Source organism: Pseudomonas reinekei (assembly GCF_001945365.1).
In the GTDB taxonomy this organism is placed as follows: domain Bacteria; phylum Pseudomonadota; class Gammaproteobacteria; order Pseudomonadales; family Pseudomonadaceae; genus Aquipseudomonas; species Aquipseudomonas reinekei.
This window is the reverse complement of sequence record NZ_MSTQ01000002.1, coordinates 340,266-353,220: the sequence shown is the minus strand read 5'-3', so window position 1 is coordinate 353,220 and position 12,955 is coordinate 340,266. Positions and strand designations below refer to the sequence as shown.

Sequence of the window (12,955 nt, the reverse complement as noted above, 5' to 3'; positions counted from 1 at the left end):
GTTCATATGAGTCATTACCAGCCGGGCATTCTCGCCACCCCAGTTCCGTCTCACGCCCGTCATATGTTCTTCGCCCTGGAATCCGCCGCTGAACTGCCGGCGGCGCTGGATAAACTGCTGCAATGGGTGGACGGCAAATCGGCGGTGGTGGGTTTCGGTGAGTCCCTGGTCAAGGCGTTGGATGGCAACATCAAAGGCTTGCGCGTGTTCCCGGCGTTGACCGGTGTGGGCGTCGACAACCCCTCGACGCAACAGGCGCTTTGGTGCTGGTTGCACGGTACGGATCGTGGCGAGTTGCTCAATCGCAGCAAAGCCTTTGAAGCCGCGCTGGCACCGGCCCTGCGCCTGGTACAGGTGACGGAAGGCTTCCGTCACCGCGACGGCCACGACCTGACCGGCTATGAAGACGGCACCGAAAACCCTCACGACGAAGCCGCTGTGGCTGCCGCGTTGGTCAGCGACGGCGCTGTCGGTACGGTGGGCGGCAGTTTCGCCGCGATCCAGCAATGGCAGCATGACCTCAAGCGCTTTCACGCCATGCCGTCCCATGAAAAGGACGACATCATGGGGCGCCGTCTGAGTGACAACGAAGAACTCGATGACGCGCCGATCTCCGCACACGTCAAACGCACCGCCCAGGAAAGTTTTGCGCCCGAGGCATTTGTGGTCCGGCGTTCGATGCCATGGATCGAAGGTGGACGTGCAGGCCTGATGTTCCTGGCTTTCGGTTTTTCCCTCGATGCCTTCGAAGTCCAGTTGCGCCGCATGAGCGGTCTGGAGGACGGCATCACTGACGGTCTGTATCGCATCAGCCGCCCGATCACCGGCGGTTACTACTGGTGCCCGCCATTGCAAGATGGTCGACTGGACTTGCGCGCACTGAACATCGGCTGACCCTCCTGGAGTGACTATGAACGTGGTGCGTTGGGGCATGATTGGATGCGGCAGCGTTGCCGAGCGCAAGAGCGGGCCGGCCTTCTACAAGGCGCCTGGCTCGGCGCTGGTGGCGGTGATGGGGCGCCGGCTAGAGGCGGTCAGCGATTATGCGGCGCGCCACGGAATCGAGCGGGTCTACACCGATGTCGATGCCTTGATCGCCGATCCGCATGTGGACGCGGTGTATATCGCCACGCCGCCCGACAGTCACCACGCCTATGCGTTGAAAGTGGCGGCTGCCGGCAAGCATTGCTGCGTCGAAAAGCCGATGTCGCTGAATGCCGGGCAAAGCCGCGAGATGCACCAGGTGTTTGCCGATGCCGGACTGCATCTGTTCGTGTCTTACTATCGACGTTCGCTGCCGCGTTTTCAGCAAGTGCGGCAGTGGTTGCAGCAAGGCCGAATCGGCGAGGTCCGGCACCTGACCTGGACACTCACCAAGGCGCCCTCGGTGACGGATCTGGAGGGCGTCGGCAATTGGCGAACCGACCCTGCAATTGCCGGCGGCGGTTACTTTGCCGATCTGGCAAGCCACGGTTTTGATCTGTTCCAGTACCTGCTGGGCGACATCGTTGACGTCGCCGGCTTTACCGGACGGCAGGCCGGTTTGTATGCCGCCGAAGACGCCGTCAGCGCCAGTTGGCGATTCGCTTCGGGCGCAATGGGCATGGGGTGCTGGAACTTTGTTGCCGACCGCCGCGAAGACCGTGTCGAGGTGATTGGCAGCAAGGGCCGGATCAGTTTCTCGGTGTTCGATGAACATCCTGTGCAGCTGCAGGCAGACGAACACCTCAGCCTCGACATCGAGCATCACGCCCACATCCAGTGGCACCACGTGTTGGGGATGAATGCGCACATCCGTGGGCAAGCGCAGCATCCGGCGGTGGCCGGGGAGGCGCTGAAAACGGATTGGGTGATGGATCAGATCCTCAAGCGCGGCTGAGCTCTTCAATTCCCCTGTGGGGCGGGCTTGCTCATGGCCTTACCTGGCACAACTCCCGCCGCACGCAGCGGGGGTTGATGATTTGAGTTCGCCTGCAGGTCCTCAGTGAACCTGCTGGATGGCAGCTGGCAGGGGTAACTCGATGGGCGTCAGCACCGGTTGCCCGGAGAAAAACGCCACCAGATTCTTGCCCACCAGTTCCACGGTACCTTGGGTCGCTTCCGGCGAAAGTCCGGCAACGTGGGGCGTGAGGATCACGTTGTTCAGGCTCTTGAGCGCATCCGGTACCTGAGGTTCGTTGTCGAAGACATCCAGTGCGGCGCCGGCGATCCGTCGCTGCTCCAGTGCGGTCACCAGGTCGGCAGTGACGATCACGCTGGCCCTGGCGATGTTGACGATGAAGCCTTTCGGCCCAAGGGCATCGAGCACTTGCCGGTTGATCAGGTGTTTGGTGCCGAGCCCGCCCGGCGTGGCTACGATCAGAAAGTCCGAGGCCCGTGCCAGTTCGGTGGGTGTTGAACAGAAGGTGTAAGGCAAGTCGCTGCGATGCTGGCGGTTGTGGTAGCACACACTCATGTCAAAACCGGCATTGGCGCGTTTGGCAATGGCCATGCCGACCGCGCCAAGGCCGAGGATGCCCAGGCGTTTGCCTGCCAGGGACGGGCGCATGATTTTTGGCCATTCACCCCGGCGTACGGCCGCATCGCAGCGAGGAATATCACGTACCAGCGACAACAGCAGGGCCATGGCGTGGTCCGCTACCGAAGAGGCGTTGACGCCGGCACCGTTGGTCACGGTGATGTGACGGTCGGCCGCGGCTTGCAGGTCGACGTGTTCATACCCGGCACCGATCACGCAAATGATCTTGAGGGCGGGCAGGGCGTCTATTTCTTCGGCATAAAGCCCCAGTGGACCGCGGGTCAGTACCGCGTCGATCTGGCCACCGTGTCGGGCAATGGCGGCAGCGCGTTCGGCCGGGGTCGGGGCCAGGATCAGGTGAAACCCCTGATGTTCGAGGATGGGCAGGTAATCATTAATGGTTTCCACCAGTACCAGAACGGTTGCGGGCATGCTTGGCTCCTGTGTGCATCGCAAAATCAGGCTCGAACGTCACTTGAGGTTGCTGGCTGCGGGGCTTTTTGGCAATGGCCAATGCTGCACGTCCTCGCCGCTGCGCTCCTGAGTGTAGGAGCTGGCGAGGCCTGCGAGGGGTTTCTCTTGGCAATTCAGACGGGAGAAGGGGCGTCGGGTTTTGCAGCGGTCAGATAACGGCACACCGTTTCGAGGATTTCATCTGATAGCGCTTCGCCACGGGTGGCGCGGGCGAGTGTCAGTGCGCCGACCATCATCGAATACTGCACCAGCGCCTGCTGGCGGTTTTCGCCGGGATCACTCGATTCCATCAGTTGGCTGAAGGAATCAAGCAGTCTGTTCAAGCCATCCATGAACGGCTCACGCAAGCCGCTTTCCGCACTTTCATGGCACATGTCTCCGGCGAAGGCCACCACCGGGCAGCTGTCCCCGGGGTTATCCCGGCTGTGAGCGGACAGGTACGGTTCAATCAACGCGCGGCGTGATGAGGCTTTATCCTCGCCCGCAGCGGCGCGTTCCCGCCAGCGCGTTCCCACCTGTTTGAATGCCCGCTCGCTGGCCTCCCTGGCCAGCGCTTCCTTGGATTCGAAGTGGCCATAGAACCCGCCATGGGTCAGGCCGGCCGCGGCCATTACATCGACCACGCTGATGCCATGCAGGCCGCGCTCGCGAAACAGCCGCGTGGCGGCCTCGACGATGATTTCGCGGTTGAGGTCGGCTTGCTTGCGGGAAACTCGGGGCATCAGGCACTCACAGTTATCAGGTTTGAATGTCAGAGGGCGTACTGGGCAATGCCATTGCCGAACGACCAGTTCTCTTTCTTCACTTCCACCAGATTAATGAAAACATCTTGCGCACGCACGGCCAGTTGCGAATGAAGGCCATCGACGATGGTTTTGTAGAGCAGTTTCTTCTTCTCCAGCGTTCGCCCTTCACTCAGGGTGATCTGAATAATCACCAGGTTATCGGTGCGCTGGATGCCCAGATACTGCGGATCAAAAATGAAGTGCTGCTCATCGTGCTCGTTGAGGATCTGGAAGTTATCGTTTTCGGGCACGTCGATGGCGCTGCGCAGAGCGGCATAGATCAACTGCCCGATACGTTTGGCGTAAGCGGGATCCTGCTGTTTTTTGATGTCGACTCGAACCAGCGGCATGGGCAGACTCCAGAAGAAATACAGGTGCATTCAAAATACATGACGGAAAACCTTTATCAAGCGCTAACGGTTATTTGGCGATGAAATGCAAACCTGAAAAACACAACACTCCTACCGGGGCCTCAGTGCCTCATAAACTTTGATCTGGCACCACCGTTCCTCACCTAAGTCTTTGCTTCTGTTCACTAATCCCGGACAATCGCGCCCCTGTTTCGGCCATAGCGCAGCCTGTCGGGTATTCCGACGCGTTCTGGCCGGGTGGCAAGTGACCGGAATGTGGAGATCCCACCGGATGAATGATCAGGCCAATAGCGTCAACAAGCGCTATGTAGAAGCGACACCAGCGACGCTTTCCAGCTGGAACCGCCAAGACACCACCTGGATGCTGGGCCTGTTTGGCACGGCGATTGGTGCAGGTACCCTGTTTTTGCCGATCAACGCAGGTCTGGGCGGCTTCTGGCCGTTGCTGGTCCTGGCGCTGCTGGCGTTTCCGATGACGTTCTACGCACACCGCGGTCTGACCCGGTTCGTGCTGTCCGGTCGCGAAGGCGCCGACATCACCGACGTGGTGGAAGAGCATTTCGGCATCAAGGCCGGCGCGCTGATCACCCTGTTGTACTTCTTCGCGATATTCCCGATTCTGCTGATCTACAGCGTGGCGCTGACCAACACCGTGGGCAGTTTCCTTGAGCATCAATTGCACATCACGCCGCCACCGCGCGCCGTGTTGTCGCTGGTGCTGATCCTCGGCCTGCTGGCCGTGGTGCGTTGCGGCGAGCAAATGATCATCAAGGCCATGAGCCTGATGGTTTACCCGTTCATCGTCGCGCTGCTGTTTCTCGCGGTGTACCTGATTCCGCACTGGAACGGCGGCATTCTCGCCACCGCAAGTCAGGTGCCTGCGCCGTCGGCGCTGCTGCACACCTTGTGGCTGGCCATTCCGGTGATGGTGTTCTCGTTCAACCACTCGCCGATCATCTCGGCGTTTGCGGTCGACCAGAAGCGTCGTTATGGCGAACACGCCGAGGAGCGAAGCTCGCAGATCCTGTCCCGCGCCCATCTGTTGATGGTGGTGATGGTGCTGTTCTTCGTCTTCAGTTGCGTGCTGACCCTCTCGCCAGCGCAACTGGCTGAGGCCAAGGCGCAGAACCTGTCGATCCTGTCGTACCTGGCCAACCACTTCAGCAACCCGACCATCGCTTTCGCGGCGCCATTGATTGCTTTCGTGGCCATTTCCAAGTCGTTTCTGGGCCACTACATTGGCGCCAGCGAAGGCTTGAAAGGCCTGATCGTCAAGAGCGGCAAGCGACCGTCCGCCAAGAGCCTGGACCGCATGACTGCAGCGTTCATGCTGGTGGTGTGCTGGATCGTAGCCACGCTCAACCCGAGCATCCTCGGCATGATCGAAACCCTGGGTGGCCCTGTGATCGCGGCGATCCTGTTCCTGATGCCGATGTACGCGATCCGCAAGGTACCGGCCATGGCGCGTTATCGTGGTCAGGCTTCCAGCGTCTTCGTGGCGGCGGTGGGTCTGGTGGCGATTACGGCGTTGATCTACTCGCTGACGGCGTGATCGCCTGGCCTGCTCGCGCAGTACCGTATTGACAGCTACAGTGGCCGCTGCGCGTGATACGCGCAGCGGTTTTTTTCGCCTGTCGGACGGAGATACCGGTTTGTCGAGCGCCTCAACCCCCAGCCCCACCGAACAGCCCCATCGCTGGCAGGATGTTCTCGCCGGGCTATCGATTGCCGGTCTGTTGCTGCCCGAAGCGGTCGCCTATTCGAGCATCGCCGCGTTGGCCCCCCAGGCCGGGGTCATCGCGCTGTTTGCCGGGTTGCTCTGTTATGGGCTGTTCGGCACCAGTCGGTTTGCCATTGTCTCGGCCACGTCATCGGCGGCGGCGGTGCTGGCGGCAGCGACGGCGACCATGGCCAACGGCGACCCGCAACTGCGTTCGACCCTGGCGGTCGGGCTGGTGCTGGTGACCGGCGGGCTGTTTCTGCTGGCCGGGATCTTCCGTTTTGGCAGCGTCACTTCGTTCATTGCCAAACCGGTTTTGCGCGGGTTTGCCTTTGGCCTGGCGCTGACCATCATTCTCAAGCAGATCGCCAGTGTGGTCGGTGTGCAGCTGGTCGACGCCAATCTGGTGCGTTTCGCGCCGCAATTGTTCGAACAATTGCCGCAATGGAACTGGCCGGCGGCCGGTGTGGCGGCCGTGGCGCTGGCATTGTTGCTGCTGTTTTCGCGGTTCCCAAGGGTGCCCGGCGGCTTGCTGGTGGTGGTGATCGGCATCGCGGTGGGCCAGTGGCTGAACCTGTCGGCGCATGGCGTGAAGATGATCGGACTCATCGATCTGAGCCTGGAGGTGCCGAACCTGCCGGTGTTGCCGTTTGCCGATTGGCTGCGTTTGGGCGAAGTGGCGTTTGCCTTGGTGATGATCCTGTACGCGGAGTCCTACGGCTCGATCAGCGCCTACGCGCTCAAACACGGTGACCGCGTCAGATCGAACCGCGACCTGCTGGCGCTGGGGGCCTCCAACCTGCTGTCAGGTCTGTTTCATGGCCTGCCGGCGGGGGCAGGGTACTCGGCGACATCGGCCAACGAGGCGGCGGGCGCCACTTCACGACTGGCCGGAGGCGTGGCGGCGCTGGTGGTGTTGCTGATCGTCCTGACGGTATTGCCCTATATCGCTCTGACCCCGGAACCGATCCTGGCCGCCATCGTCATCCATGCTTTGGCGCGCGGGTTGAGCCTGCAGCCGTTGGGGCGTTATTTCATCTGGCGGCGTGACCGTGTGTTGGTAATGTGCGCGGTGGGTGCGGTGCTGGTGCTAGGGGTGCTGGACGGCCTGCTGGTGTCCGTGGCGATCAGCGTGCTGCTGATGCTCAAGCAGCTGTCGGCGGCCGATCTGCAGATTCTTGGGCGGATCGACGGCGGGCACGACTTTGTCGACGTGCAGCGTCATCCGACGGCGAAAACAGAGCCGGGCGTCCTGATCGTGCGACCGGGTGAAGCGTTGTTCTTTGCCAACGTCGAACGGATTCTCGGCGCCGCATTGCACTTGATCCGGCATTCACCTGCACCGATCCATAGCGTGATCCTCAGCCTCGAAGAGTCGCCGAACCTGGATGGCACCAGCATCGAGGCACTGCAGGAGTTTTTTGTGCGGGTGCATAACGAAGGCAAGAAGCTGGTCCTGGCTCGCCTCAAGGAAGAGGCGCAAGGTGCGTTGGCGGTATTGCCCGAAGTCCAGGCTAATGGTGTGCTGCTGAGCGGGTTGAGTGTGGATGTTGCGGTGCAACAGGCCCTCAAGTACTCCGCGGGACCTGAGTGATGAACTGTGGCGAGTGAGCAAGCGCCCTCGCCACAGGAGTTGAAGTTGGACCGAACGGCATAAAAAAACGCCGCTCATCTCACGATGGGCGGCGTTTTTTATTGCGTTGTAACGTTAGGCTTGAACGACCGGGATGTTGGCGTTCGCTGCAGCTTCACGGAACTCGGCGATCTGGTCGAAGGACAGGTAGCGGTAAACATCAGCCGCCATGCTGTCGATCTTGCCAGCGTATTCCATGTACTCCTCGACGGTCGGCAGGCGACCCAGGATGGAAGCCACCGACGCCAGCTCGGCCGAAGCCAGGTAGACGTTCGCGCCGTCACCCAGACGGTTCGGGAAGTTACGGGTCGAAGTCGACACAACAGTCGAGTTCGGTTCTACACGTGCCTGGTTACCCATGCACAGCGAGCAACCCGGCATTTCCATGCGCGCGCCAGCCTTGCCGTAGATGCCGTAGTAGCCTTCTTCGGTCAGCTGGTGAGCGTCCATCTTGGTCGGCGGCGACAGCCACAGACGGGTTGGCAGCTGACCCTTGACCTGTTCCAGCAGTTTACCGGCAGCGCGGAAGTGACCGATGTTGGTCATGCACGAACCGATGAACACTTCATCGATCTTCTCGCCAGCAACGCTGGAAAGCAGGCGGGCGTCGTCCGGATCGTTCGGCGCGCAGAGCACAGGCTCGTTGATGTCGGCCAGATCGATTTCGATGATTTCAGCGTATTCGGCGTCGGCATCGGCTTCCATCAGTTCAGGGTTGGCGACCCAGGCTTCCATCGCTTGAGCACGACGTTCCAGGGTACGCGCATCGCCGTAGCCTTCGCCGATCATCCAGCGCAGCAGGGTGATGTTGGACTGCAGGTACTCGGTGATCGATTCTTTCGACAGCTTGATGGTGCAACCGGCAGCCGAACGTTCGGCCGAGGCGTCGGACAGCTCGAAAGCCTGTTCCAGCGTCAGGCCTTCCAGGCCTTCGATTTCCAGGATGCGGCCGGAGAAGGCGTTTTTCTTGCCCTTCTTTTCGACAGTCAGCAGACCGTTCTGGATGGCGAAGTAAGGAATGGCATGAACCAGGTCACGGAGGGTGATGCCAGGTTTCATTTTGCCTTTGAAACGCACCAGGATCGATTCCGGCATGTCCAGCGGCATGACGCCGGTGGCAGCGGCGAACGCGACCAGACCGGAACCGGCCGGGAACGAGATGCCCATCGGGAAACGGGTGTGCGAGTCACCACCGGTACCCACGGTGTCCGGCAGCAGCATGCGGTTCAGCCACGAGTGGATGATGCCGTCGCCCGGACGCAGGGAAACGCCGCCGCGGGTCATGATGAAGTCAGGCAGGGTGTGGTGGGTGGTCACGTCGATCGGCTTTGGATAGGCCGCGGTGTGGCAGAAGGACTGCATTACCAGATCAGCGGAGAAGCCCAGGCACGCCAGGTCTTTCAGTTCGTCACGGGTCATTGGACCGGTGGTGTCCTGAGAACCGACGGTGGTCATCTTCGGTTCGCAGTAGGTGCCAGGACGAACGCCTTGGCCTTCTGCCAGACCGCAAGCCTTGCCGACCATTTTCTGCGCCAGGGTGAAACCCTTGGTGCTTTCAGCCGGGGCTTCAGGCTTCTTGAACAGGTCGAACGCTGGCAGACCCAGTTCGGCGCGAGCCTTCTCGGTCAGGCCACGGCCGATGATCAGCGGAATACGTCCGCCGGCGCGAACTTCGTCCAGCAGGACCGGCGTCTTCATTTCGAAGGTGGTCAGGACTTCGTCGGTGCCGTGCTTGCAGACTTTGCCAGCATGCGGGTACAGGTCGATCACGTCGCCCATGTGCATGTTGGAAACGTCGAATTCGATTGGCAGTGCGCCGGCATCTTCCATGGTGTTGTAGAAGATCGGAGCGATTTTGCTGCCGAAGCAGAAACCGCCGGCACGCTTGTTCGGTACGTAAGGAACGTCGTCGCCGAAGAACCACAGAACCGAGTTGGTCGCCGATTTACGCGAAGAACCGGTACCGACCACGTCACCGACGTAGGCGATAGGGAAGCCGCTGTTGCGCATTTCTTCGATCTGCTTCATCGGACCGGTGACGCCTTGTGCGTCAGGCACGATGCCGTCGCGAGCCATTTTCAGCATGGCCAGGGCGTGCAGCGGGATGTCCGGGCGGGACCAGGCATCAGGAGCGGGGGACAGGTCGTCGGTGTTGGTTTCGCCGGTGACCTTGAACACGCGCAGGCTGATCTTGTCGGCCAGGGTAGGGCGGTTCTTGAACCACTCGCCGTCAGCCCAGGACTGCAGCACGCCTTTGGCGTGAACGTTACCGTTCTTGGCTTTTTCAGCGACGTCGTGGAAGGCATCGAACATCAGCAGGGTGTGCTTGAGTTCTTCGGCTGCTACTGGAGCCAGTTCGGCGTCGTCCAGCAGGTTCACCAGGGTCACGATGTTGTAGCCGCCCTGCATGGTGCCGAGCAGTTCAACAGCGCGCTTCTTGTCGATCAGTGGGGATTTGGCTTCGCCTTTGGCGATGGCAGACAGGAAACCGGCCTTTACATAGGCTGCTTCGTCCACGCCAGGCGGAACGCGATTGGTGATCAGGTCAACGAGGAATGCTTCTTCGCCAGCCGGAGGATTTTTCAGCAGCTCGACCAGGCCTGCAGTTTGTTCGGCGTTAAGCGGCTGGGGAACGATACCCAGTGCTGCACGCTCTTCGATATGTTTGCGGTAGGCTTCAAGCACAGTTATTACCCTCATCAGTGGTCCCAAATGGGTGTCCGGGACGCTCATCCCGAAATTGCCGTACTCATGCGCTGCATGACGTTGTGAGCCACTTAGCCAGAATTACCGACAATTCCTTACAGAAGCTGCTTTCAAAGTTTTACGCCTGCAGAACGGGAGCTGATGAGGGTTGGCGTTGGGTTTTTCCCCGCTGGAAAAACCCCTCGCCAACACCGCTCTGAAGGAACGACTGTGCTCGTGACGCTTTGAAAACAGCTTCTAACGGACATTGGCGCCTAAAAAGGCAGGCTGATTCTACGGCAAAAAAAAATTAAAGGTAAGTCGGGGTTTATTGGACTTTGGTGGTGACGCCCGGCAGAGGTCCGTTGACCCTGACCCTTTGATTTTGAGGGGTGATGATTATCGGACAAAGGGCTAACATGCCGGCCTGTTTTGCTTTTTCGCGTTTTGCCTACCTATGCCCAATCAGACCATCAAGACGCCTTGCGTCGGCCTTTGCTCCACTGTTTACGGTGACCTGGTGTGCCGTGGCTGCAAGCGGTTCCACCATGAAGTGATTCACTGGAACGGTTACAACGAGGAAGAAAAGCGCGCGGTGTGGCTGCGTCTTGAGCAGCTTTTGTCCCAGGTGATGGCGGCCAAGGTGGAGATTTTCGACCCGGCGCTGCTCCGCATGCAGCTGGAACAACGCAAGATCCGCTTTGTGCCCCATCAGTCGGAATATTGCTGGGCCTACCAGTTGATCGCGCGGGGTGCGCGGGTGATCAACAACCTGGAAGCCTACGGGATGGTGTTGTTGCCGGAGTTCCGTGAGTGGAACCTGCCGCAGGTGCGTGATGCCATCGATCGGGAGTTTTTCCTGCTGTCCGAGGCGCATTACCAGCGCTACATCGCACCGGGGTTCCTGAAGGACGCCTTCGACGGCTAAATCCCGGTTTCCGTGGCGAGGGAGCTTGCTTCCGCTCGGGCGGCGCAGCCGTCGCAAAACCAGCTGGCGTCGTGTGTCCGGCAGCACGCGAGGGGGGCTTCGCAACCCGACGGGAGCAAGTTCCCTCGCCACACAGGCTGGTCCTCTTCAATGCTTGAATGCCAACTCCTCCAGGTGATCCTCAACCTCCTGCGGCTTGAGCACCAGCACATCGCTCTCCACCGCATCAAGCACCACTTCCGCGGTATTACCGATCAATGTCCCCGATAAGCCGGTACGCGCCACGGTGCCTATTACCGTCACGGCCGCCTGCAGTTTGTGCACCATGAACGGAATCAATACATCCGCCGGGCCCTCGGCGATGTGCAGGTGTTCGTCGTCGATGTCGAACTCCGCCTGAAACGCCTTGCACTGTTCGCGATAGCGCGCCTCGATGGTTTCACTGAGCTGCAACGTCGGGTCGGCCGCCGACAGCATGGGTGACGGATGAGCGCTGATTACGTGCAGATGCGCTTTGGCCAGGCTGGCGATGTCATAGCCGTAATCAATGATGGTGGCGTGCAAATGGCGGTGCTCACTTTCCATATTGCCGACGTCAATGGCCGCCAGAATCACCTTGTCTTTCCACGAGCCGGCAGTTTTCACCAGCAGCACCGGGGAAGGGCAGTGGCGCAGCAACTTCCAGTCTGCGGGGGTCAGCAGCGCCTTTTTAAGCGGGCTGTCAGGGAAGTGTTGCTTGATCACCAAGCCACAACCTTCTGCCTGCTGCACATCGATGATGGTGTCGTGAAGGCTCTGATTCCAGGCCTGTTCGGTGGTGACACTGTAGCCGTCCGCCAGTAACGCAGCCTTGAGCACGCCCAGCATGCCGCTGTGATCGTGCTTGGGATCGCACACCAACAGGTGCAGATGCGCCTGGGTCACCCCGGCAATCAACTTGGCTCGTTTGAGCGCCAGGCTTTCCGAGTGTTCGGGCTCGATGACCACCAGAATGCTGCGAATGGCTTGCATGATCGGAATCTCCTGGAAAAGTAAAAGCATGGCGTTGCACAACTATAGTTCTTGCCCGCCATTCGGCGACTTGATGCATATCAACGGTTGGTAGCTGGTGGTCTGCAGGCAGGCCGGTATAATCGGCGCCCTTCGATTTGAACCTTTTATCCCGTGGGCCACATGATCCTTCCCGAAATTCACGAGTTCCTTGGTTGTCGCACCCCTGACGGCTGGGTCCAGGCCGCGCTGGCCGATCAGGAAACCTTGCTGATCGACCACAAGAATTGCGAATTCAAGGCTGCCAGCACCGCGCTGAGCCTGATAGCCAAATATCACTCCCACGTCGATTTGATCAATATGATGTCGCGTCTGGCCCGTGAAGAATTGGTGCATCACGAACAGGTCATGCGCTTGATGAAGCGGCGCAAGATCGAACTGCGCCAGCTGTCCGCCGGGCGTTACGCGTCGGGCTTGCGCAAAGTGGTGCGCAGTCACGAGCCGGTGAAACTGGTGGATACGCTGGTGGTCGGCGCGTTCATCGAAGCCCGCAGCTGCGAGCGTTTCGAAGCGCTGGTGCCGCATCTGGACGAGGAACTGGGCACGTTTTATTTCGGCCTGCTGAAAAGCGAAGCCCGGCACTTTCAAGGGTATTTGAAGCTGGCTTACCAGTATGGGGACGCCAAGGATATTGCCCAGGTGATCGACAGGGTTCGCGCGGCAGAGCAAGAGCTGATCGAGTCGGCGGATGTGGAGTTCCGGTTTCATAGTGGTGTGCCGGCAGCCGCATAACGTCAGCGGGCCCGCTCTAACACCTGGAATGCAATCCCCTGTGGGAGCGAGCTTGCTGG

Annotated in this window: 11 protein-coding genes; 6 read left to right on the top strand and 5 right to left on the bottom strand. The window is 60.2% G+C overall.

Annotated elements, in window-relative coordinates; genetic code table 11:
- The first annotated feature begins 6 nt into the window (after window positions 1–6).
- Window positions 7–894, top strand: coding sequence for a Dyp-type peroxidase (locus BVK86_RS04060; RefSeq protein ID WP_075945209.1), 888 nt, complete (start codon window positions 7–9; stop codon window positions 892–894).
- A gap of 16 nt (window positions 895–910) precedes the next feature.
- On the top strand, window positions 911–1,879 hold the full coding sequence (locus tag BVK86_RS04055) for a Gfo/Idh/MocA family protein (protein WP_075945208.1): 969 nt from the start codon (window positions 911–913) through the stop codon (window positions 1,877–1,879).
- A 102-nt stretch (window positions 1,880–1,981) separates the two neighbouring features.
- Here the strand turns inward: BVK86_RS04055 and BVK86_RS04050 are convergent, their stop codons facing one another.
- The 3 genes from BVK86_RS04050 to BVK86_RS04040 form a co-directional block, all read right to left on the bottom strand.
- Window positions 1,982–2,950, bottom strand: a complete 969-nt coding sequence (locus BVK86_RS04050) for a 2-hydroxyacid dehydrogenase (protein ID WP_075945207.1) — start codon at window positions 2,948–2,950, stop codon at window positions 1,982–1,984.
- 155 nt (window positions 2,951–3,105) lie between these two features.
- Window positions 3,106–3,714, bottom strand: coding sequence for a TetR/AcrR family transcriptional regulator (locus BVK86_RS04045; RefSeq protein ID WP_075945206.1), 609 nt, complete (start codon window positions 3,712–3,714; stop codon window positions 3,106–3,108).
- Window positions 3,715–3,743: 29 nt separating this feature from the next.
- The gene (locus BVK86_RS04040) at window positions 3,744–4,127 is read right to left on the bottom strand and encodes a tautomerase family protein (protein ID WP_075945205.1); all 384 of its coding nucleotides are present in this window, start codon (window positions 4,125–4,127) and stop codon (window positions 3,744–3,746) included.
- Between the two features lie 292 nt (window positions 4,128–4,419).
- Here BVK86_RS04040 and BVK86_RS04035 point away from each other — a divergent pair, with 292 nt between their 5' ends.
- Window positions 4,420–5,700, top strand: a complete 1,281-nt coding sequence (locus BVK86_RS04035; RefSeq protein WP_075945204.1) for a serine/threonine transporter — start codon at window positions 4,420–4,422, stop codon at window positions 5,698–5,700.
- Between the two features lie 100 nt (window positions 5,701–5,800).
- A complete protein-coding gene (locus BVK86_RS04030) occupies window positions 5,801–7,462 on the top strand; it encodes a SulP family inorganic anion transporter (RefSeq protein ID WP_075945314.1) in 1,662 nt (553 codons plus the stop codon).
- Window positions 7,463–7,576: 114 nt separating this feature from the next.
- Here the strand turns inward: BVK86_RS04030 and acnB are convergent, their stop codons facing one another.
- On the bottom strand, window positions 7,577–10,186 hold the full coding sequence (gene acnB / locus BVK86_RS04025) for a bifunctional aconitate hydratase 2/2-methylisocitrate dehydratase (RefSeq protein WP_075945203.1): 2,610 nt from the start codon (window positions 10,184–10,186) through the stop codon (window positions 7,577–7,579).
- Window positions 10,187–10,643: 457 nt separating this feature from the next.
- Here acnB and BVK86_RS04020 point away from each other — a divergent pair, with 457 nt between their 5' ends.
- Window positions 10,644–11,114, top strand: coding sequence for a DUF1289 domain-containing protein (locus tag BVK86_RS04020; RefSeq protein ID WP_075945202.1), 471 nt, complete (start codon window positions 10,644–10,646; stop codon window positions 11,112–11,114).
- Window positions 11,115–11,261: 147 nt separating this feature from the next.
- Here BVK86_RS04020 and BVK86_RS04015 read toward each other — a convergent pair whose 3' ends face one another.
- Entirely contained in the window at window positions 11,262–12,125 is an 864-nt protein-coding gene (locus tag BVK86_RS04015) for a universal stress protein (protein WP_075945201.1), read from the bottom strand.
- 162 nt (window positions 12,126–12,287) lie between these two features.
- Between BVK86_RS04015 and BVK86_RS04010 the strand changes: the two genes are divergently transcribed.
- Window positions 12,288–12,896, top strand: a complete 609-nt coding sequence (locus tag BVK86_RS04010; RefSeq protein ID WP_075945200.1) for a MiaE family protein — start codon at window positions 12,288–12,290, stop codon at window positions 12,894–12,896.
- The last annotated feature ends 59 nt before the right edge of the window (window positions 12,897–12,955 follow it).